Consider the following 20,140-nt stretch of genomic DNA (forward strand, 5'->3'; position numbering starts at 1 on the left):
TTTATACTGGGTCAATCGATTTTTGCATAAGCCTCAGTGTCTTCTTCTCGCGAAGAGCACGCGTGGATCGCACCTTTCACTTATTCACTCATTGGGCGAAAAATCAGTGCGCAGAATGACGGTTTCTTGGGCGCCGCCATCATCGGCCGGTCGGCCACGGAGACCGTAGAAGTCAGGCGACCCCGCACGCACGAATAACTCGTACGGGTTCCCCCTGGCATGTTCTTCCGCCCACACAAGGACCTCGTCGAGGTCACCGCGGGTGAGCTCCCCATCATCGACAAGCCACGCGAAGCCGTCTTCGACCGGCGGCATCCACAGTCGAACGCGAAAAACAGGAGCTTCCTGCACCGCGACCGGCTGCACGAACTCTGCTTCCACTTGTTCCCCCTCTGGATTTCCCTCGACGCGGAGCACCTGGCTCGCATCCCTCACGCACCCGACCAGACTTGGCGTGCGCTTAGTCAACCCACGACCTCGACCAGAGGTCAAGAGGCTTCTCTATCGCGTACCGCGGCCGCGTCGGTGGCTTCGCCCTCGCCTGGCCCCCAAGCCGCGCGCTTCCAATGGGACGACACCGGCAGCACCCGCGAGGCCTGGGCATGTGTATCCGCGGTCGAGCACCGCACGCCGTAGCGGCACGAGTGGCGGGAGCCCGCCGCGCACAGCACTCCAGCACTACCGCTGTCCAGCGGCACCGCTTAATGCCGGCTCCCGGAGCGATCTTCACGGACGCCCGGGTGCAGCTGTGACGCTCAGCGCCGCGACCGCAGGAGGAACTCTCCACACGGTGCTGTGGTCGAGGCGGGACTGTCTGGGTAACGGTGTGCGGGGTTTGGCCTGATCCGAGGGGAGATGGCTGTGTCTGACAGGACGACGACGATGAGCGGGCCACGGCGACGGGATCGTGAAAGCGTGGATACCCGTCTGTACCGCCCCCTCGGAGCAGGCCGCGAAGGACCGGTTCGTCGAGTTCGCGGCGGAGGGGGGCGCCCGCTATCCGGCGATCGTGACGCTCTGGGAGAGCGCGTGGGCGCAGTTCATGCCGTTCCTTGAAGACGACGTCGAGACCCGCCGGGTGATCTGCACGACGAACGCGATCGAATCGAGCAACACCCGCTACCGCCGGGCGACCCGCGCCCGAGACCACCTCCCGAACGAGGCGGCCGCGCTGAAATGTCTCCACCTCATCACCCGGTCCCCTGACCCCACCGGCGGCACGGCAGGCTGGATCACCCGCTGGAAACCCGCCCTGAACGCCTTCGCGATCACCCTCACCGGCCGCTCCGAAAGACCACCAACCAGAAACCGCCAACCCCCGCACCGTTTACCGCACGATCCCGGCATTCCGGGGGTTCTCGTCTCAGGTCCCCGGACTGTCGGGACCAGCGCACCCGTACGGCTGCGTGTGGACGAACTGATGGAGACAGCGGGTTCTCGGTTCACGTCCGAGAGGGTGCACACGCTCGCCCCGTTCCTGCTCTTTCAGAGGTGACGTGCTTCCGGAGGCGACGCTCGGCGATCGGGAGCCGATCCCGCCGCTTCTCGAGCGGCGGTGCGACAGCTCCGGAGCCGTTCTCAGCTGCTGTGGCAGGCTCGACTGGTGTCGATCTCTCTTGTCCTCGTGACGGTCGTGGTGGGTCTCGTGGTGGGGGCGGGTGCCCGTGCTGCCGCCAGGCGGCTTCTGGGCGTCCCGGTCGGCGCGGTGCGTTCCTTCGTGGTCGGAGTCGCGATCCTGTCGATCGCGTCGCCGACCGTCCAGACGGTCGTCGTGCCGGCCGGTCTGTTCGGCGAGTCGGAGGGGCAACCGGTGATCCTCGTCGGGGTCGAGGTCATCGCTCTCCTGATGGCGCTCGCGCTCGCCTGGGCGTTCGTCGCCGGGGTCGCGCTGCTCGTGGCGGCGGAGGCGCTGGTCCCGACCGGCTCTGTGCGGAACCCGATCCGCTGGATCCGGGATCAGCTGGCACTGCGCCGACGGACCCGCCGCTACCTCCAGGTGACGATGATCTTCGCGCGGTTCGGCCTGCAGTCGATGCTGCGGCGCGACCCGCGTCAGGACGCAGGGTCTCCCGTCGGAGCTGCGCTCGTCGGCGCGCTGAACGCCTGCGGGGTGACGTTCGTCAAGTTCGGCCAGGTGCTGTCCACGCGCGGCGATGTGATCCCGCCTGCACTCGCGACAGAGCTCTCGGCCCTGCAGACGAGCGCGTCCCCCGAGTCGTGGGAGAGCATCGATGCCGTTCTCACGTCCGATCTCGGCGCGCTCCGCGACCAGCTCGACGTGGAGTCGGAGCCGCTCGCTGCCGCCTCCGTCGCGCAGGTGCACCGTGCAGTGATCAGGGCGACGGGGGAGACCGTGGTGGTGAAGGTGCAGCGTCCCGGCGCGCGCGAGAGCGTCCGCGTCGACATCGACATCGTCCGCCGTCTCGGCAAGCGGCTGGAGGCGAGCGCCCTCTGGGCCCGCGAGATGCGGGTGTCCGCGCTCGCCGACGGCTTCGGCGATGCACTGCTCGAGGAGCTCGACTACGGGCTGGAGGTCGCGAACACGCTCCGGCTCGCCGCCGCTGTCGGCGACGCCGTCGACGTCCCCCGCGTGCACGTCGAGCTCAGCACGCCGAACGTCATCGTGATGGAGTTCATCGCGGGAACGACGCTGGGTCGCGCCTCCGCCCGTCTCGACGAACTCGAGCGCGATCATCGCGACGCGCTGGCGAGGACCCTCCTGCAGAACGTGCTCCGGCAGGTGCTGGTCGAGGGCGTGTTCCACGCCGATCTGCACCCGGGCAACGTGGTCCTGCAGACCGACGGTCGTCTGGCTCTGCTCGACCTGGGATCGGTCGGGATCCTCGACCAGCAGCTCCGCGGCGTGCTGCTCGGGATGCTCACGGCGTTCGACGCGCAGGACACCGAGTCGGCCGCGACCCTGCTGCTCCAGCTCGTGCCGCCCTCGGACATCGACGGTTACGCGCTCCGCCGCGATCTCGGCGCGGCGATGACGGTCGTCGCCGGCCCGGACGGGCTCGGACCCGCGGGGATCGCGCGTCTGCTCGACGTGTTCCGGACGCACCGTCTGGCGCTGCCTCCGCACGTCGCCGCAGCGCTGCGCACCTTCGCGACCCTGCAGGGCTGCCTCGAGATCCTCGCGCCGGGCATCGACCAGATGGCGCTGATCCGCGAGAGCACGACCAGTATCGCCGCGCAGGTGCTCTCGCCGGACGGACTGAAGTCGACCGCGTTCTCGCGCTCGCTGACCTCGCTCTCGGTCCTCGAGCGGTTACCGGGCCAGATCGGCGCTCTGTCGCAGCAGCTGGTCGACGGGCGCCTCGCCTCCACCCGCAGGGTCGGTGCGGATCTCGCCGCCTGGGGGGCACGTGCGGTCGGCGATGTGATCGGGACGCTCGTCGCGGGAGTGCTGGTCGTCGCCGCGGTGCTGCTGCTGGGCGTGCAGGGCGGCCCGATGATGACCAGCACGGTCCCGTGGACCTGGTACCTCGCCGGCGTCGTCGCGCTCGCCGGCTTCAGCCTGATCCTCCGGGTGCTGTTCCGGGTCTTCGCGCAACCGGCCGACTGACCGCGGGCGCCGGACAGGCGGCGGTCAGCCCTTGCGGTCGATTCCCACCGTCACCGCCTGCTTCGCGACATCGAGGGTCTCCGTCAGACGATCCTGGCCGGACGCCGCTCCGAAGAAGGTCAGGTTGATGCCGGTGCGGGCGAAGGTCCGCGAGACCAGGCCGACCGGTCGGCCGTCGCCGCCCGGGGCGAGCTCGCCGGCGAGGGCCTGCACCTCTCCGCCGGCCGATCGGCCGAAGGAGGCCGGTCGGGGATCGCCGGAGAGCCCGGCGTGCGAGAGGATCTCCCGGGTCGCCTCCTCGTCGCCCTGCGCTGGGTCGATATCCCTGACCCGCTGCTGCAGCGCGACGATCGTCGCTCCGTCGGCAGCGACGTACGACCAGCGGCCGTTCGCGAGGTCGGACGCGGCGGCGTCCATCTCGAAGCCATGGTCGCTGAGCGTCGAGCTCGAGAGGTTCCAGTACACCTCGTCCTCGGCGGCGAAGGCGGAGCCGTCCTCGAAGGTGGTCGTGCCGGACGCGTTCAGGGCGTCCGCCGCACCGGCGATCTCCTCGTCGGTGATCGGCGACCCGCCCGAGGAGTCGGTGGTGGCGGGCGACGACTGCGCCGGCGCCTCAGCCGGCGGGAACGAGAACGACGGTGAAGGATGCGCTGCGGGGTCTCCTCCCGCTGCGGCGCAGCCCGCGAGGGCGAGAGCGGCGGTGACGGCGACGACAGCGGACGCGATGGAACGTTCAGACATGATTCTCCCTCGGTTTCGTGCTGCGACGGTAGCAGCCGGCTGGGCATCCGCACGGGGTCCGGCGCGCAACGCCGCCTCAGGCCCGTTCGCGTGGAAGGATTTCCGTTCGCTTCCGTTCCGCCTACGAAAGGACAGTTGTGCCCGAAGACGTCCTCCCCGAGATCGGCTCCATCGCTCTCGCCGTTGTGATCGCGGTCGTGATCGCCGTCGTGGTGACCGCCGTCACCGCGCTCGTTCTCCGCTCGATCGGCGCACGCAAGGCCTGGGCGCGCCTGCTCATCCGCCGGTTGCGCATCCCGTTCCGCGTTCTGCTGATGACCATCGCCGTCTGGGCGGCACTGGCCGCGACAGTGTCCGGCGACACCTGGCCGACGCTCGTCGACCGGATCTTCCAGATCGCCACGATCGGAGCAGCGGCGTGGGTGGTGGGCGCGCTGTTCGTGTTCCTGGAGGATCTCGGCGCCGAGCGCTACCGCACCGACACCGCCGACAACCGGCGCGCCCGTCGCCTCCGCACCCAGATGACGATCATCCGGCGGGTCGCCGTCGCGGCCGTGGTCGTGATCGCCATCGGAGCCTCGCTGCTGACCTTCCCCGAGGCGCGCACGGCGGGGGCGAGCCTGCTCGCCTCCGCCGGTGTGCTCTCGATCGTGGCCGGTCTCGCGGCGCAGTCGAGCCTCACCAACATCTTCGCGGGGATGCAGTTGGCCTTCAGCGATGCGATCCGGTTGGACGACGTGGTGATCGTCGAGGACGAGTGGGGGCGGATCGAGGAGATCACGCTGACCTACGTCGTGGTGCACCTGTGGGACGACCGCCGCCTGGTGCTGCCGACCAACTACTTCACGACCCAGCCGTTCCAGAACTGGACGCGCACCGGCTCCGAACTGCTGGGCGCCGTCGAACTCGACCTCGACTGGCGGGTGAGCCCTGAGCAGATGCGCGACGAACTGCACCGTCTGCTCGACGAGACCGACCTGTGGGACCGGCGCACCAGCGTGCTCCAGGTGACGGATGCGACGGGCGGATTCGTCCGCATCCGGGTGCTGGTCACCGCGAAGGACGCGCCGACCCTGTTCGACCTGCGCTGCTACGTGCGTGAGCGACTGGTCTCGTGGCTGCACGAGAACGATCCCGTGGCCCTGCCGCGCCAGCGCGTCGAGATGGAGCGGGAGCCGGCGCCGTCCGCGACTCCGCGCCGCCACACCCCCTCCGCCCCGGACAACCTGTTCTCGGGCGACGAGCGCTCGAACGAGCGTGGAGCCCTCTTCACCGGCCTGATCGACCTGCGCGAGACTCCCCAGCAGGACTGACCCTCGGCGAGACGACGCGCGCGAGATCGACAATGCATCCGACTCGGCCGGGGCGCCGGTGGACCTGGCGTCGACCTCCGGTGTCGAGTGCGCTCGAGGTCGAGCCGGGCGCCTTCACTCAGCCGACTCGGCCGGAGAAACCGAGGAGGGCCTGGGTGAGGCGCCGGTCCGCCTCCTCGCGGCTGATCGTCGCGGTCCCGTCGCCGGCCTGCGGCCCGTACCAGCCGAAGTCGGCGTGGTTGGCGCCCTCGATCTCGACCATGGCGGCGGAGGCCGGGAGCAGGCCGCGCGCGGCCGACACCTTCGCGGGGGTGCTCAGCCCGTCCTCGGAGCCGCTGACGCTCAGCACGGGCAGGTCGGAGCCCGACAGGTCGTTCGCGCAGTAGCTCCCGAGCAGGACGAGCCCGGACACCTCCGGGTCCTCCGCCCACTGGCAGGCCTTGACCCCGCCGAGGGAGTGGCCGCCGACCAGCCACCGGTCGACGCCCTCGGCCTGGTCGGTGAACGTCTCGAGCGAGCGCAGGTCGAAAAACGCCAGGTGCAGGATCGGCCGGGTGATCACCACGGTCGCCCCCGCGTCGACCAGCGGAGCGAGCGTGGCCTCGTAGGACGACGCCTCCACCTTGGCACCCGGGACGAAGACAAGCCCCGTGCCGTCGAGCGACCCGGGGGAGGTCGGAGTCATCACCAGGGCGTTGGCGGTGCGGTGCACGGCGATCGCCGGGTCGGCGCGCACCCGGGCGAGCGCCTCCTCATCCGGGCCGCTGACGATCGAGGTCCAGGTGAGGAAGCCGAGCACAGCCAGCCCGAGGAGACCGCCGACTCCCGCCAGCACCGCTCTGCGCCGCCTCACCGCTGCGCCGCGATCGCATCGGCCGCCTGCACCAGAGCGAGGTGCGAGAGCGCTTGCGGAGTGTTGCCGGCGTGGCGTCGGCCCTCGACGTCGTACTCCTCCGAGAGTAGGCCCACATCGTTGCAGAGTCCGACGAGGCGGTCCATCAGGGTGCGAGCCTCGTCGAGCCGGCCTGAGTAGGCGTACTGCCGCACCAGCCAGAACGAGCACGCGACGAACGGATGCTCACCGCCGGCCAGACCGTCGACGGAGGACTCGGTGCGGTAGCGGTGCAGCAGTCCGTCCTGGAGCAGAGTGCGCTCCAGCTCCGCCACGGTGCCGAGCATCCGTGGATCGTCGGCGGCGACGAAGCCGACCATCGGCAGAACCAGGAGCGAGGCGTCGACCTCGGCCGAGCCGTACGACTGCACGAAGTGCCCGCGCTGGGCGTCGAAGCCGTGAGCCTCGATCTCGGCACGCACCTCGTCGCGCAGCCGCTCCCAGGTCTCGGCCGGGCCGGGCAGGCCGCTCTCTCGCACCGCGCGGACGCCGCGGTCCAGCGCCGCCCAGATCATCGCGCGCGAGTGCGTGAAGTGCCGCGGTTCGCCCCGGATCTCCCAGATCCCGTTGTCGGGCCGCCGCCAGTTCGCCTCGACGAAGCCCAGCAGCGCTCGCTGGAGCGGCCAGGAGAACTCCGTCTCGTCGACTCCGACCCGTCGCGCCTCGTGCAGCGCGACCATGACCTCACCGATGACGTCGGCCTGATACTGGTCCACGGCGGCATTGCCGATCCGCACGGGGGAGGCGCCGTCGTACCCGGGCAGGCTCGGCATGGTGCGCTCCGACAGATCGCGCTCGCCGGCGAGGCCGTACATGATCTGCACGTCCTCTGGAGCCCCGGCTACCGCCCGCAGCAGCCAGGTCCGCCACTTCTGCGCCTCCTGCTCGAAGCCGTGGGCGAGGAGCGCCTGGAGGGCCAGCGCCGCGTCGCGGAGCCAGACGTAGCGGTAGTCCCAGTTGCGGCTGCCGCCGAACTGCTCCGGCAGTGAGGTGGTGGCCGCCGCGACGATGCCGCCCGTCTCGTCGTCGGTCAGCGCGCGCAGGGTGAGGAGCGAGCGGACCACGGCCGCCCGGTGCGGACCGTCGTAGTCGATCCTGGACGCCCACTCCGACCACCAGGCGAGCGTGCGCTCGATGGCGTGGTCGACGTCGAGGCGCTTCGGCGCCCGCTGGTGCGAGGGGAACCACGCCATCGAGAGGTCGACGACGGCGCCGGCCGCCACCTCGAACTCGGCGGAGTGCACATGATCGGTCGCCGTCAGGCGAACCCCGCGGACGACCACCGCGTCGGGGCCGGCGACGGCGACCAGCAGCGGGTCCTCGTCCGACCCCTCCTGCCGCACCCACGGCAGAGTGCGGGCGTAGTCGAAGCGGATGCGCAACTCCTGCCGCATCCGGACGGTGCCGGAGATCCCGCGCACGCGCCGCACCAGCTCGGCGCGCTCGTCGCGCAGCGGCATCACGTCGGTGACCTCGACCACGCCGGTAGCGGTCGTCCAGCGGGTGACCAGGGCGAGGGTCTCGCCGAGGTAGTGGCGCTCGTTCGCGGCGTCGCCGTCCACGGGTCGGAGCGACCACCGCCCCTGGTCGTCGCCGCCGAGCAGGGCGCCGAACACGGAGGCGGAGTCGAAACGGGGCAGGCACAGCCAGTCGATGCCGCCGTCGCGGGAGACGAGGGCGGCGGTGCGGCAGTCGGAGAGGACAGCGTAGTCCTCGATCGGGGAGACCATGCGGTGATCCTCGCAGGCGCGGCTGGGGCCTCCCGGTCAAGGCGGAGCGTGGCCTCGCAGGCTCGCCGTAGGGTGAACGGCATGGCACAGACCGTCTCGACCCTGCTCATCCTCGGTGCGACGGGGGACCTGTCCTCGCGTCTCCTCCTCCCCGCCGTCGGCCAGCTGCTGACCCGCGAGGCCGACCGCCGGGTGCACCTCGTCGGTGCCGGTCGCGAGGAGTGGACGCAGGAGCACTGGCACGAGGTGCTCGCCGCGTCGTTCGGCACGGTCGAGGCGACGGGCGAGGGAGTCGACGAGCTGGTGGCCGGCACTCGCTACCAGCAGGTCGACGTCACCGATCCGGAGGCGCTCGCTGCCCTGCTCACGAGCTGCGAGGGCCCGGTCGCCGTCTACTTCGCGCTGCCTCCGGCGATCGCCGCGAGGGCCTGCGATGCGCTCGCCGCCCACGATCTGCCCGAGGGGACCGTGCTCGCCCTCGAGAAGCCCTTCGGCACCGACGAGGAGAGCGCCCGCGCGTTGAACGGGCGCCTCGCCGCCCTCGTCCCCGAGGACCGCGTCCACCGCGTCGACCACTTCCTCGGGCGCGCGACCGTGATGAATGTGCTCGGGCTGCGGTTCGCCAACCGGATCCTCGAGCCGCTGTGGTCGGCCGAGCACATCGAGAGCGTCGAGATCGTCTACGACGAGCAGCTGGCGCTCGAGGGGCGGGCGAGCTACTACGACGGCGCGGGCGCCCTGATCGACATGATCCAGAGCCACCTGCTCCAGGTGCTCGCCGTGATTGCGATGGAGCCGCCCTCGACGCTCGACGCGGCCGACCTGCGCGATGCCAAATCGATCGTCCTTCGGGCCACGCGTCTCGCGGGCGACGATCCGGCGGCGAGCTCCCGCCGTGCCCGCTACGCGGCGGGCTCGATCGACGGGCGCGCACTGCCGGCCTATGCCGAGGAGGACGGGGTGGACCCCGCCCGCGGGACCGAGACCCTCGCCGAGCTGACCGTCGAGGTCGACACCTGGCGCTGGTCGGGAGTCCCGTTCACGCTGCGCTCCGGCAAGGCACTGGGGGAGCGGCGGCGTGAGGTGGTCATCCGCTTCAAGCCGGTGCCGCACCTCCCGGCGGGCTTCCACGGCACGGAGTCGCCCTCGGTGCTGCGGCTGTTCCTCGCCCCCGACCAGATGGCACTCGAACTCAACATCAACGGCCCGGGCGACCCGTACACACTGGAGCGCGCGTCGCTGGAGGCGACCTTCGGCGCCGGAGAGCTGCTCGCCTACGGGGAGGTCATCTCCGGCATCCTCGACGACGACCCGTCGCTCTCCGTGCGCGGCGACGCTGCGGAGGAGTGCTGGCGCATCGTGCAGCCGGCTCTCGACGCCTGGCGGGCAGGCACGGTCCCGCTCGACGAGTACCCGGCCGGGACGTCCGGACCGGAGGGCTGGCCTCAGGTCTAAGGGCCGCGGCGGGGCGGCCCCGTGGTGCGCTCAGCGCACGGCGGACGGCTCGGCGGGAGCGGCGTCGGTCGAGGCGGGCTCGGCCCAGACGGCGATCGGCTGCGGCTCCCAGGTGAGGGCGGCCGGCTCGACAGGAGGCGTCGAGGCACGCATCACCGGGATCGCGGCGGTGACCGGGTTGGCCGTGGCCTCGACTCCGGCGCGCAGCTGCTCCTCCTGGATCGCGGCCGACAGCTCGTGCGCGAGAGAGCGGGCGAGCATGCCGTGGAAGATCGGATCGCGGTCGTCGTGACTGCGCCGGGTGACGACCCAGGCTCCCTCGGTGCCGACGAAGGCGGCGAGGCGCTCGTGCACGACGGCGAAGAGCTGATCCTGGGTGAGCGCGGGGGCCGCGACGAGCTCGGGGGCCGGCGGACGGCGCCTCAGACGAAACCTCATGACGAACCCCGTTTCCCGTGCAAGCAGCGACGGACTCCAGTGTCGCTGCCGGTGGCCCCACCACGAGGGAGACACGCCGCCCCGGCGGGAGGCGGCGTGCCGGTCCGGTGTCAGCGGTCGCGCGCGGCGCCCTGGTCCTCTGCGACGAGCTTCTTCGAGTCGTACGAGACGGAGCCGATGGCGACGGTGACCGAGATGGCCCAGCTGACCCACTGCAGGGCGAGACGCCAGTCGCGCGGGCCCTTGCGCGTGGTCTGCAGGATCGACCAGCCGCCGACGATCGCGCTGATGACGCTGGAGTTGAGGATGAACTTGCGCATACGTGTGCCTCCTGTGTTCACTCCGACGCTAGCGGGTGCGAAAGCTCTCAGAGGAACGCGTCGCGACACGGGGGCGTCCGCCGCTACGGTGGACCGCCACCGCGACCTCATCCCGGCGCTGGCGCAGGCCGAGGAGAACGGAACGACATGCGCACGGCTGTGATCGGAGCGGTCCTGCTCCTCGTCGGAGCAGCAGCCGTCGTGACCGGGATCCTCCCCCCGGAGGCGCTGGGCGAGCTGGTCGAGCGCACGGCTCCCGTGCTGGCCTTCGTGGTCGCGGTGAGCATCGTCGCCGAGCTGGCCTCGGAGGCGGGCGTCTTCACGGTCGTCGCCGAGCGGGCCGCGCTCTGGGGTCGGGGCCGCACCGCCGTTCTCTGGCTGCTCGTCGTCGCGATGGCGGTCGTCAGCACGGTGTTCCTTTCGCTCGACACGACAGCGGTCCTGCTGACGCCCGTCGTGGTGCTGCTCGCGGCGCACGTGCGCGTCTCTCCGTTGCCGTTCGCGATGGCGACGGTGTGGCTGGCGAACTGCGCCTCCCTCCTCCTGCCGGTCTCGAACCTCACCAACCTGCTCGCTCAGCGCCGGCTCGGGGTCGACGGGCCCCTGGAGTTCGCGGGGCTGACGGCGTTCCCGGCGCTCGTCGCCGCGTCGGTCCCCGTGGTGATCCTCGCCGTTCGCTACCGGCGCGAGCTCGCCGGGCGCTACTTGGCGGGGGAGCGCACGCCGGTCGGGGACCGCGTGCTGCTCCTCGGCGCAGGCATCGTCGTGGCGCTGCTCCTGCCCGCTCTCGTCTCCGGGCTCGAGGTGTGGATCCCCGCTGCGGTCGCCGCGGTCGCCCTCGTCGTACTGTTCGCGTTCCGGCGCCCATCGGCACTGCGCGTCTCACTCCTTCCGTGGCAGCTCGTCGTCTTCGCCGCGGGCTTGTTCGTGGCGATGGAGGCTGCGCACCAGCTCGGGCTGGGCGCGGCGCTCGCCGTAGTAGCGGGCGAGGGGAGCGGCACGCTCGATCTGCTGCGGCTCGCCGGCTCCGGAGCGGTCGCCGCGAACCTGGTCGACAATCTGCCCGCGTACCTCGCTCTCGAACCGGTCGCCGCGGACCCGCTGCGGCTGGTCGCCCTGCTGATCGGGGTCAACGCCGGACCGCTCATCACGCCGTGGGCCTCGCTCGCGACGCTGCTCTGGCATCAGCGGCTGACCGCGCTGGGCGTGCACCTCTCGTGGCGCCAATACGCTCTGCTGGGCCTCGTCGCGATCGTGCCGACGGTTGGCGGAGCCACGCTCGCGCTCGCCCTCGTGCACGGCTGAGCACGTCCCCCATCGGGGGCCGGCTGGTAGCCTCGACAGGCACGACGACGGCTCGACCGACGATTGGGACCACCATTCCTCCGCACTCCGCTTCCGCCTCCCCCGCCGCCGATCCGGCGACGAAGACCGGGACGACCGAGCGCAACGCGTTCGTGGTCGTCTCGAACCGCCTCCCCGTCGACCGTGTCGTCGCCGAGGACGGCACCGCCACGTGGAAGACCTCTCCGGGCGGACTGGTCACCGCGCTCGAGCCGGTGATGCGCGCGAACGAGGGCGCCTGGGTCGGCTGGCCGGGTGTCGCCGACGAGGAGGTCGCTCCGTTCGTCGACAACGGCGTGCAGATCGTGCCTGTCGCGCTCAGCGCGAAGGAGCTCGAGGACTACTACGAGGGCTTCTCGAACGACACCCTGTGGCCGCTCTACCACGACGTGATCGCGCCTCCCACCTACCACCGCGACTGGTGGGACGCCTACGTGCGCGTCAACCGCCGCTTCGCCGAGGCGGCCGCGGCCGTGACGGAGGAGCACGGCGTGGTCTGGGTGCAGGACTACCAGCTTCAGCTCGTGCCGAAGATGCTCCGCGAGCTCCGGCCGGACATCACCATCGGCTTCTTCAACCACATCCCGTTCCCGCCCTACGGGATCTTCGCGCAGCTGCCCTGGCGGCGGCAGATCGTCGAGGGCCTGCTGGGCGCGGACGTGATCGGCTTCCAGCGTCAGGGCGACGCGGGCAGCTTCCTGCGCGCAGTCCGCCGCCTGCTCGGCTACGACACCCGCAGCACCGTGGTCGAGGTTCCGGTCGAGGAGGATGCGGTGGGCGGCACGCGCCGCATCAACCGCTCGCGTCGCGGAGCCAGCGTCCGGCCCGTGGTCGCACGGCACTTCCCGATCTCGATCGACTCCGCCTCGTTCGAGGCCATGGCACGCACCCCCGAGATCCAGGCGCGGGCCCGTGAGATCCGCGCGGAACTGGGCGATCCCGAGACGATCATGCTCGGGGTCGACCGGCTCGACTACACCAAGGGGATCGGCCACCGCCTGAAGGCCTTCGGCGAGCTGCTCGGCGACGGCCGCCTCACCTCAGAGGACGCGGTGCTCGTGCAGGTCGCGAGCCCCAGCCGTGAGCGCGTCGACACCTACCGCCAGCTCCGCGACGACATCGAGCTGCAGGTCGGCCGCATCAACGGCGACTACAGCACTCTCGGCCATCCCGCGATCAGCTACCTGCACCACGGCTACCCTCGCGAGGAGATGGTGGCCCTCTACCTCGCCGCGGACGTGATGCTCGTCACCGCGCTGCGCGACGGGATGAACCTCGTGGCGAAGGAGTACGTCGCCTCCCGCTTCGACAACGACGGGGTGCTCGTGCTGAGCGAGTTCGCCGGAGCGGCCGACGAGCTCAAGCAGGCCGTCCAGGTCAACCCGCACGACATCGCCGGACTCAAGGACGCGATGGAGGCCTCCGCCCGGATGCCGCGCGTCGAGCGCACTCGCCGGATGCGGGCGCTGCGCCGCCGTGTGCTCGAGAACGACGTCGCGCGCTGGTCGGAGTCGTTCCTCGCGGCGCTCACCGAGCACGCCGCTGGGCTGCAGCTCGGGGTCCGCCCCGCTGCCCGCGGGCAGGAGGCGCCGCACGGCCAGGAGGCGGAGCACCGCGACGACTCCGCGCACGGCCAGGCGTCCGAGCTCGAGCGGGGTGGCCGTGCACGACCGCGAACTCGACGGCGGTGCCCGATGAGCGAGCGCGTCCCGGAGCGACTCGAGGCAGCGCTGCGCCGGCTCGCCGACACCGATCGCCTCCTGGTGGCGCTCGACTTCGACGGCACGCTCGCCCCGGAGGTCGACGATCCCGCCCGCGCCAGGGCGCTCCCGGAGGCGCGCGAGGCGGTGCTGCGGCTGCTCGCTCTGCCCGCCACCCGTGTCGCCCTCGTCTCGGGCCGCGCCCTCGGCAGCCTGGAGGAGGTCTCGCAGCTGCCCGACGAGGCGCTCCTGGTCGGCTCGCACGGCATCGAGATCCGCCTCGACCCCGAGGAGGACGCCGTGCGCCTCGACGACGACGAGCTCGAGAAGGTCGGCGTGCTGGAGGACGTGCTCAAGGGCATCGCGCGCGGCATCGACAACGTCTGGATCGAGGACAAGCCCGCGGCTTCGCCCTGCACACGCGCCTCGCGACCGAGCGGCACAGCCGCGTCGCGCACGTCGTCGCCCTCTCGGAGGCGCGCGCCGAGGTGCAGGGAGTCACCGTCCGCGAGGGCAAGAATGTGCTCGAGTTCTCGGTGCGCTCGACCACCAAGGGCGAGGCCGTCCAGCACCTCCGCCGCTACACCGGCGCGACCGCCGTGCTCTACGCGGGCGACGACGTGACCGACGAGGACGCCTTCGCCGTCCTCGGCCCCGGGGATCTCGGCATCAAGAGCGGTGAGGGCACCACCGCCGCAGCCTTCCGCGTCCGCGGCCCGGAGCAGGTCGCGCACGCGCTCTCGCTGCTCGCCGGGCTGCGCTCGGCAGCCCGGCGTCCGTGAGGCGGCGTGCCCTCGCTGCGGGCTCAGCCGGCGGTCGGCACCACGTCCCAGTGCTCGCGGATGAGGCCGTCGTCCACGCGGAAGATGTCCGCCGCGAGGACCGGGTCGCCGGACTCCGCTCCCACGCTCTGGGAGAAGGTCCAGACGAGGTCACCGTCGCTGAGGGAGATCACCGACTCCTGCGGCGGGAATCCGGCCGACCCTGAGAAGAACGACCTGAGGGCGTCCGTGCCGTTGGGTGCGACCGGGGTTGTGCTGGAGGTACGCGGGGTCGAATGCCGTGTCGAGGATCGAGACGTCCTGGTCGCGGAAGAGCGTGTCGTAGGCGTTCACGGCGAACACGCGGTCGCTCTCCTCCTGCGACTCCGACGGGGCGACCGCGGGCTTCGGAGGGTCGTAGAGATCGCTGAACATCGTGTTGGTGTTGCCGCTGGCCGGGGTGCCGGTCGCGATCGGCTGATCGAAGGACCACCGCTCGACGACGGTTCCGTCCTGCACACGGAACAGGTCGACGGCCGCCTCGCCGGTCCGCTCGTCGGCCGGATCGGAGGCGACCTGGTAGTGCACGGCGACGAGGTCTCCGTCGGCCGCCGTGCGCTTGACGACCGCCTGGGCGCCGGGGACCCGCTCGCGGTCGGAGGTGAATTCGGCCAGCAGTCCGTCCGGTCCCGCCGTCTGCCCAGAACCGTGCGCGACCGCGTCCGGCGCGACGACCTCGCCGGCCGTGGCGACCGCCGTCGAGGAGGCGGGGTCGGGGAAGGCGTCCGTGTAGAGCTTCAGCACGGCCGCGAGGTTCGCCTGCTCCGTCTGGGAATCGCCGCGGTCGCCCATCGAGCCGCCCTCGTCGCGACCGTTCGCCGACGATGAGGGGGACGAGGACGGCTCCGGTGCGGCCTCCGCGGTGCTCTGGCATCCCGCCAGGATCGAGACACCGGCGAGGACGACGGCGGTGCGGACGAGGGGGGCGAGGACACCGTGAGATCTGATCATGTCGAACACTGTGAGGTGTCTTTCTGAGCCCCCGGTGCGATCGGGCCGGGGTTCCCTGACAATCCGTGTCCTGCGGGGCTCCCTGACCCGGATGGTGTAAAGACGATTCGGATCGTGTCCCTCAGAGGGAGACGCGCCAGCGATGATTGCTCAGTGTTTCCGCACGCTGTGTTTATGCAGCATCCTGTCGTCGACACCTCGTGACGGCACCTCTTGCTGTCGTCGTGGCGAGAGATCGGCATCGGGTGATCAGCCGGGAGGCGAATGCGGCGCTGAGGGGCTACTCCGTCCTGCTGCCGGTGTCTGCTTCTGTTCTCGTGGCCGGTTTTTTCGTCTGGCCGAAGAGTGGCCCTGCATCGTTGGCCGTCAATGTGTTGGTCGTCTCTCTTTCGGCGCTACCGCTGCTGCTCCTGCCGGCGCTGGCCGGGTCGCGCAGGAGCGCAGCGCGGTGGTGGACCCCGTCGGGGGCGGCTCGTCAGGCCTACGCCGCTGCTGCAGGGCTGCACGCGCACGCTGTCCGGCAGGAGCTCGCGGCACTGGAGCGCGCGTTTTCGACGAGAGGTCCCGGGCAGGAAGGCTGTACTGCGACGTCGTAGCGTTGGCATGGGAGGGGTGTCTGGCCGTTCGTCGGGGAGGGCCGCTCCTGGCCCGGAGGCGGCCGATCCCGACGAGCCGCTCCTCCTGGATCGCGCGGGAGCGGCGCGCGCGAAGCGGTAGCCTCGACGCATGCCGGAAATCGATTGGAAGCCCCGCTCGCGCACCGTCACGGACGGCATCGAAGCCACCACGTCGCGCGGGATGCTGCGGGCGGTCGGGATGGGCGACGACGACTGGGAGAAGCCGCAGATCGGCATCGCGTCGTCGTGGAACGAGATCACCCCCTGCAACCTCTCGCTCGAGCGCCTCGCGCGCTCCGCGAAGGAGGGCGTGCACTCCGGAGGCGGCTACCCGCTCCAGTTCGGCACCGTCTCCGTCTCTGACGGCATCTCGATGGGACACGAGGGCATGCACTTCTCGCTCGTCTCCCGCGAGGTCATCGCCGACTCCGTCGAGACCGTGATGATGGCGGAGCGGCTCGACGGGACCGTCATGCTCGCCGGCTGCGACAAGTCGCTGCCCGGGATGTTGATGGCGGCCGCGCGCCTCGACCTCGCCGCCGTCTTCGTCTACGCCGGCTCCATCGCGCCGGGCTGGGTCAAGCTCTCGGACGGCACCGAGAAGGACATCACGATCATCGACTCCTTCGAGGCGGTCGGCGGCGTCAAGGCCGGCATCATGTCGGAGGAGGACGCCAAGCGCATCGAGTGCGCGTTCGCGCCGGGCGAGGGCTCGTGCGGCGGCATGTACACGGCCAACACGATGGCCAGCGTCGCCGAGGCGCTCGGGATGAGCCTGCCCGGCTCCGCCTCGCCCGCCGCGGCGACCGCCGCCGCGACTACTTCGCCCGCAAATCCGGCGAGGCGGTCGTCGAGCTGCTGCGCAGAGGCACCACCGCGCGCGACATCCTCACCAAGGAGGCGTTCGAGAACGCGATCGCCGTGGCGATGGCGTTCGGAGGCTCCACGAACGTCATCCTGCACCTGCTCGCGATCGCCAACGAGGCCGAGGTCGACCTGACGATCGACGACTTCAACCGCATCGGCGACACCATCCCCCACATCGGCGACCTCAAGCCGTTCGGCAAGTACGTGATGAACGACGTCGACCGCCACGGCGGTGTCCCCGCTGTGATGAAGGCGCTACTGGACGCGGGGCTCCTGCACGGCGACTGCCTCACCGTCACCGGGAGGACCGTCGCCGAGAACCTCGCAGAGATGGACATCGCTCCGCTCGACGGCGAGGTCATCCGCACCCTCGACAACCCCATCCACGCGACCGGAGGCCTCACCGTGCTCAAGGGCACGCTCGCCCCCGAGGGCGCGGTCGTGAAGACGGCCGGCTTCGACGCGTCGGTCTTCGAGGGCCCGGCGCGGGTGTTCGAGCGCGAGCGGGCCGCGATGGACGCGCTGACGGAGGGCCGGATCGAGAAGGGCGACGTGGTGGTCATCCGCTACGAAGGCCCGAAGGGCGGCCCGGGCATGCGGGAGATGCTCGCCATCACTGCCGCCATCAAGGGGGCCGGGCTCGGCAGAGATGTACTACTCTTGACCGACGGACGATTCTCAGGCGGCACAACCGGCCTGTGCATCGGCCACATAGCTCCCGAATCGGTGGACGCAGGTCCTATCGCATTCGTCCGCGACGGAGACCCGATTCGGGTCGACATCGCCGCTCGCTCGATCGACCTACTCGTCGACGAGTCCGAGCTCGCCGCCCGCCGAGAGGGCTGGGCGCCTCTCCCTCCGCGCTACACCCGCGGTGTCCTCGCCAAGTACGCCAAGCTCGTCCGCTCGGCCGCCGAGGGTGCCACCACCGGGTGACCCGGCCCGCTCCGGCCGGCCGCGCATCCGCGTCTCCCGGGCACTCGCCTCCGGCCCCTGCCCGCCGCCGCACCACCTCCTGAAGGAATCGACACCCGCATGACTCCGGATCCGTCCGCCGTGCAGCCCGCACCGACGCCCCAGCCACCCCGTCCCGCCGCAGCCCCGGGGGCCGCCCCCGCGGCCGAGGTCCTCACCGGAGCGCAGGCGGTCGTCCGCTCGCTCGAGATGCTCGGGATCGAGGACGTCTTCGGCTTGCCGGGCGGCGCGATCCTCCCGGTCTACGACCCGCTGATGGACTCGTCGAAGATCCGGCACATCCTGGTCCGCCACGAGCAGGGTGCCGGCCACGCCGCCGAGGGCTACGCCTCGGCGACCGGCAAGCTCGGCGTCTGCATCGCGACGTCCGGCCCCGGAGCGACCAACCTCGTCACCGCGATCGCCGACGCTACATGGACTCGGTCCCGATGCTCGCGATCACCGGCCAGGTGTTCTCGACGCTGATGGGCACCGATGCGTTCCAGGAGGCGGACATCGTCGGCATCACGATGCCGATCACGAAGCACTCCATCCTCGTGACGCGACCCGAGGACATCCCCTCGGCACTCGCCTCGGCCGCGCTGATCGCCACCACCGGCCGCCCCGGCCCCGTGCTGGTCGACATCACGAAGGACGCGCAGCAGGACCGGGCGCCGTTCCTCTGGCCGCCGAAGATCGATCTGCCCGGCTACCGGCCGGTCACGAAGGCTCACGGCAAGCAGATCCAGGCCGCGGCCCAGTTGCTGGTCGAGTCGCGGAAGCCGGTGCTCTACGTGGGCGGCGGCATCATCCGGGCCCGCGCCGCCGACGAGCTGAAGGCCTTCGCGGAGGCGTCCGGCGCGCCCGTCGTCACCACACTGATGGCGCGCGGTGCGTTCCCCGACTCGCACGAACAGCACCTGGGCATGCCCGGGATGCACGGCACCGTTCCTGCGGTGCTCGCGCTGCAGGAGGCGGACCTGATCCTGGCGCTCGGCTCGCGCTTCGACGACCGTGTGACGGGCAAGGCCGCGCTCTTCGCGCCCCACGCGAAGGTCGTGCACGTCGATATCGATCCTGCCGAGATCTCCAAGATCCGCACCGCAGACGTGCCGATCGTGGGCGACCTCAAGGACGTGCTGCCGGATCTCACGGAGGCGCTCGCCCGCGCGAGCGCTGCCGGCCGCGCCGACACCTCCGAATGGTGGAGCTACCTCCAGGGCCTGCAGGCCGAGTTCCCGCTCGGCTACACCGAGCCCGCCGACGGTCTGCTCTCGCCGCAGTACGTCATCAAGCGGATCGGCGAGATCACCGGCCCCGAGGGCGTCTTCGCCTCCGGAGTCGGCCAGCACCAGATGTGGGCGGCGCAGTTCATCCAGTACGAGCGCCCGAACTCGTGGCTCAACTCCGGTGGGGCCGGCACGATGGGCTATTCCGTACCCGCGGCGATGGGTGCCAAAGTCGGCGAGCCCGACCGCACCGTCTGGGCGATCGACGGCGACGGCTGCTTCCAGATGACCAATCAGGAGCTCGCCACCTGCACGATCAACGACATCCCGATCAAGGTCGCGGTGATCAACAACTCCTCCCTCGGCATGGTCCGCCAGTGGCAGACGCTGTTCTACGAGGGCCGCTACTCGAACACCGACCTCAACACGGGTCACGACACCATCCGGGTGCCCGATTTCGTGAAGCTCGCCGAGGCGTACGGCGCCCTCGGCATCCGCGTCACCAAGCCGGAGGAGATCGACGACGCCATCCGCCTCGCCATCGCCACCAACGACCGGCCCGTGGTGATCGACTTCGTCGTCAGCCGCGACTCCATGGTCTGGCCGATGGTCCCGCAGGGGGTCTCGAACAGCTACGTCCAGTACGCCAGAGACCACAGCCCGACCTGGGACGACGAGGAGTAGATCCGCATGACGCACCACGTTCTCTCCCTGCTCGTCGAGGACAAGCCGGGACTGCTCACCCGTGTCGCGGGGCTGTTCGCCCGCCGCGGCTTCAACATCGAATCGCTCGCGGTCGGCCCGACCGAGCTGGACGGGCTCTCGCGCATCACGGTCGCCGTGGACGTCGAGGACCTGCCGCTCGAGCAGGTCACCAAGCAGCTCAACAAGCTCGTCAACGTGATCAAGATCGTCGAGCTCGACACCGACCAGTCGGTGCAGCGCGAGCACCTGCTCGTGAAGGTGCGCGTCGACAACGTCACCCGTTCGCAGGTGCTCGAGGCCGTCACCCTCTTCCGCGCCCGCGTGGTCGATGTGGCGACGGACGCCCTGGTGATTGAGGTCACCGGCGACACCGGCAAGACCAACGCGTTCCTGCGCGTGATCGAGCCCTACGGCATCAAGGAGATCGCGCAGTCGGGCCTGCTCGCCATCGGGCGAGGCTCGAAGTCGATCACCGAGCGCGTCTTCAAGAACTGA

General features: G+C 70.8%; 14 protein-coding genes and 5 pseudogenes. 11 read left to right on the forward strand and 8 right to left on the reverse strand.

Annotated elements, in window-relative coordinates:
* Positions 1-84: 84 nt before the first annotated feature.
* Positions 85-381, reverse strand: a complete 297-nt coding sequence (locus tag ACH61_RS16710) for a hypothetical protein (RefSeq protein WP_132505811.1) — start codon at positions 379-381, stop codon at positions 85-87.
* 541 nt (positions 382-922) lie between these two features.
* On the opposite strand from ACH61_RS16710, the pseudogene ACH61_RS03035 reads away from it, so the two are divergent.
* Positions 923-1,285, forward strand: a pseudogene (locus ACH61_RS03035) (transposase); the annotation flags it as partial.
* Between the two features lie 318 nt (positions 1,286-1,603).
* The gene (locus ACH61_RS03040; RefSeq protein WP_068208456.1) at positions 1,604-3,568 is read left to right on the forward strand and encodes an ABC1 kinase family protein; all 1,965 of its coding nucleotides are present in this window, start codon (positions 1,604-1,606) and stop codon (positions 3,566-3,568) included.
* A gap of 24 nt (positions 3,569-3,592) precedes the next feature.
* Here the strand turns inward: ACH61_RS03040 and ACH61_RS03045 are convergent, their stop codons facing one another.
* Positions 3,593-4,309 (reverse strand): hypothetical protein, encoded by a 717-nt coding sequence (locus ACH61_RS03045; RefSeq protein WP_068208459.1) that lies wholly within the window; start codon positions 4,307-4,309, stop codon positions 3,593-3,595.
* A gap of 137 nt (positions 4,310-4,446) precedes the next feature.
* On the opposite strand from ACH61_RS03045, the gene ACH61_RS03050 reads away from it, so the two are divergent.
* Positions 4,447-5,622 (forward strand): mechanosensitive ion channel family protein, encoded by a 1,176-nt coding sequence (locus tag ACH61_RS03050; protein WP_199220899.1) that lies wholly within the window; start codon positions 4,447-4,449, stop codon positions 5,620-5,622.
* Between the two features lie 118 nt (positions 5,623-5,740).
* Here the strand turns inward: ACH61_RS03050 and ACH61_RS03055 are convergent, their stop codons facing one another.
* Positions 5,741-6,475 (reverse strand): alpha/beta hydrolase, encoded by a 735-nt coding sequence (locus tag ACH61_RS03055; RefSeq protein WP_068208462.1) that lies wholly within the window; start codon positions 6,473-6,475, stop codon positions 5,741-5,743.
* Positions 6,472-8,244 (reverse strand): glycoside hydrolase family 15 protein, encoded by a 1,773-nt coding sequence (locus tag ACH61_RS03060; protein ID WP_068208464.1) that lies wholly within the window; start codon positions 8,242-8,244, stop codon positions 6,472-6,474. Before ACH61_RS03060 ends, ACH61_RS03055 begins: the two co-directional genes overlap by 4 nt.
* Positions 8,245-8,325: 81 nt before the next feature.
* Here ACH61_RS03060 and ACH61_RS03065 point away from each other — a divergent pair, with 81 nt between their 5' ends.
* Entirely contained in the window at positions 8,326-9,699 is a 1,374-nt protein-coding gene (locus ACH61_RS03065; protein ID WP_199220898.1) for a glucose-6-phosphate dehydrogenase, read from the forward strand.
* Positions 9,700-9,729: 30 nt separating this feature from the next.
* Here ACH61_RS03065 and ACH61_RS03070 read toward each other — a convergent pair whose 3' ends face one another.
* Complete coding sequence (locus ACH61_RS03070) at positions 9,730-10,137, reverse strand: hypothetical protein (RefSeq protein ID WP_068208470.1); 408 nt, start codon at positions 10,135-10,137, stop codon at positions 9,730-9,732.
* A gap of 110 nt (positions 10,138-10,247) precedes the next feature.
* Positions 10,248-10,457: a hypothetical protein gene (locus tag ACH61_RS03075; RefSeq protein WP_068208473.1), complete on the reverse strand. Its 210-nt coding sequence runs from the start codon at positions 10,455-10,457 to the stop codon at positions 10,248-10,250.
* A gap of 147 nt (positions 10,458-10,604) precedes the next feature.
* On the opposite strand from ACH61_RS03075, the gene ACH61_RS03080 reads away from it, so the two are divergent.
* From ACH61_RS03080 to ACH61_RS18935, 4 genes and pseudogenes are all read left to right on the forward strand, one after another.
* A complete protein-coding gene (locus ACH61_RS03080; protein WP_068208476.1) occupies positions 10,605-11,762 on the forward strand; it encodes an ArsB/NhaD family transporter in 1,158 nt (385 codons plus the stop codon).
* A gap of 152 nt (positions 11,763-11,914) precedes the next feature.
* Positions 11,915-13,846: pseudogene (locus tag ACH61_RS16020) on the forward strand (trehalose-6-phosphate synthase); the annotation flags it as partial.
* 68 nt (positions 13,847-13,914) lie between these two features.
* A pseudogene (locus ACH61_RS18930) lies at positions 13,915-14,100 on the forward strand (trehalose-phosphatase); the annotation flags it as partial.
* A complete protein-coding gene (locus ACH61_RS18935) occupies positions 14,101-14,283 on the forward strand; it encodes a trehalose-phosphatase (RefSeq protein ID WP_153038784.1) in 183 nt (60 codons plus the stop codon).
* A gap of 23 nt (positions 14,284-14,306) precedes the next feature.
* On the opposite strand, the gene ACH61_RS18105 is transcribed toward ACH61_RS18935, so the two are convergent.
* Both ACH61_RS18105 and ACH61_RS03095 read right to left on the reverse strand, forming a co-directional pair.
* Positions 14,307-14,456, reverse strand: a complete 150-nt coding sequence (locus tag ACH61_RS18105) for a hypothetical protein (RefSeq protein WP_236713518.1) — start codon at positions 14,454-14,456, stop codon at positions 14,307-14,309.
* Positions 14,434-15,273: an ester cyclase gene (locus ACH61_RS03095; protein WP_236713519.1), complete on the reverse strand. Its 840-nt coding sequence runs from the start codon at positions 15,271-15,273 to the stop codon at positions 14,434-14,436. The genes ACH61_RS18105 and ACH61_RS03095 overlap by 23 nt, the downstream gene beginning before the upstream one ends.
* Before the next feature lie 726 nt (positions 15,274-15,999).
* On the opposite strand from ACH61_RS03095, the pseudogene ilvD reads away from it, so the two are divergent.
* From ilvD to ilvN, 3 genes and pseudogenes are all read left to right on the forward strand, one after another.
* Positions 16,000-17,693 (forward strand): annotated as a pseudogene (ilvD, locus tag ACH61_RS03100) (dihydroxy-acid dehydratase).
* A gap of 99 nt (positions 17,694-17,792) precedes the next feature.
* A pseudogene (locus tag ACH61_RS03105) lies at positions 17,793-19,624 on the forward strand (acetolactate synthase large subunit).
* Positions 19,625-19,630: 6 nt separating this feature from the next.
* Entirely contained in the window at positions 19,631-20,140 is a 510-nt protein-coding gene (gene ilvN, locus ACH61_RS03110; RefSeq protein WP_104314053.1) for an acetolactate synthase small subunit, read from the forward strand.

The sequence above is a fragment of the Rathayibacter tanaceti genome, from assembly GCF_001634385.1.
Lineage (GTDB): Bacteria > Actinomycetota > Actinomycetes > Actinomycetales > Microbacteriaceae > Rathayibacter > Rathayibacter tanaceti.